Source organism: Shewanella sp. MM_2022_3, from assembly GCF_022557375.1.
Classification (GTDB): Bacteria; Pseudomonadota; Gammaproteobacteria; order Enterobacterales; family Shewanellaceae; genus Shewanella; species Shewanella xiamenensis.
The window spans coordinates 1-1,089 of record NZ_JAKZGV010000115.1 but is presented as its reverse complement, the minus strand read 5'-3'; the positions used below and the strand labels follow the sequence as shown (position 1 = coordinate 1,089).

General features: G+C 32.0%; 1 protein-coding gene. It reads right to left on the bottom strand.

The window, feature by feature from the left end:
- Nucleotides 1–83: 83 nt before the first annotated feature.
- The coding region (locus MMG82_RS21355) for a hypothetical protein (RefSeq protein ID WP_241407418.1) at nucleotides 84–1,089 on the bottom strand (1,006 nt) is incomplete at its 5' end.

The window sequence follows — 1,089 nt, the reverse complement described above, 5'->3', positions numbered from 1 at the left end:
AATAATGGTTTTAAGTTCGAGTTTACTAGTTTTTTGATCGTTAAATTATTAAATCATAGTTAATGCCTAGATATGCTAATAAATTAATTGAAAAATAAAGCATATATAATAACAGGCATAATGGAAGTTAGGTTGACTGTTAAAAATGCTAAAGGAAGTATCTTAAGGTATTGCATTGCTTGCATGCCAAATAAAGATAAAATATTCAGAGCTATAACAATTAATGCACTCACACTTGCTATATTTATCAGTAAAGAGAGTACCAGTGTTTGTTGTACTAATGATAAGTCGTCATATATCCCCGCATTAGTAATATCAATTAGTGCAGCCTCCCGATTTGCTAAGGTTTTTGCAATCCATGCATGTGTGATAACATCAGCAGCCATAGATGTAAGCCCTAAATCCTTAAAGAGTAGTGTTGGGTAGTGTGTCAGATAGCTCCAGTCGATATTAAACTTATATGCTGAACCTTTTATCGCTTCAAAAAACATAATGGTAATTGCTTTATTGGCAGTAAGTTTACTTGCTCCCACTAGGTACTGCATTAGATATGAAGATAATTTTTTTGGTTCGGATTTATCGTGAGTACTTTTATCTAAATTTTTTATCGATAAACTAGAATTTCTGATACTGATGGGGATGGAAATGACGATTATCAAAGAGGGCAATGCAATACTAGCTATTAGAATTTGATATATAGGTATACCTAATGAAGAGAGTGAAATACAGCTAATGCCTCCAGCAGAACTAAGCCCAAGTAATAAAACTATGAATCGATCACATTGTGTAAGCTTTAGTTTTTCAGCTTTCAAAAAAAGTAATAAGTTTGAACAACCTAATAAGAAGGTTAAACCAAAAATTTTTTGATTTAGTGGCATTGTTGACTTGCTTAATGAGTAATGTAGCTTTTGGTTAATAAGGAAGTGGCAAATTCCAAGCAGTGCACAGATCAATATTGCACCAGGAGCTATATCACTGAGAAACTGTTGCGTAATCTTAAAGTGTTCTGGAAACTGAATAATAAATTTATTTTTAATGAAAAAGATTGTGACGATAATGAACACCGTTAATATCTGTAATATTTGTATG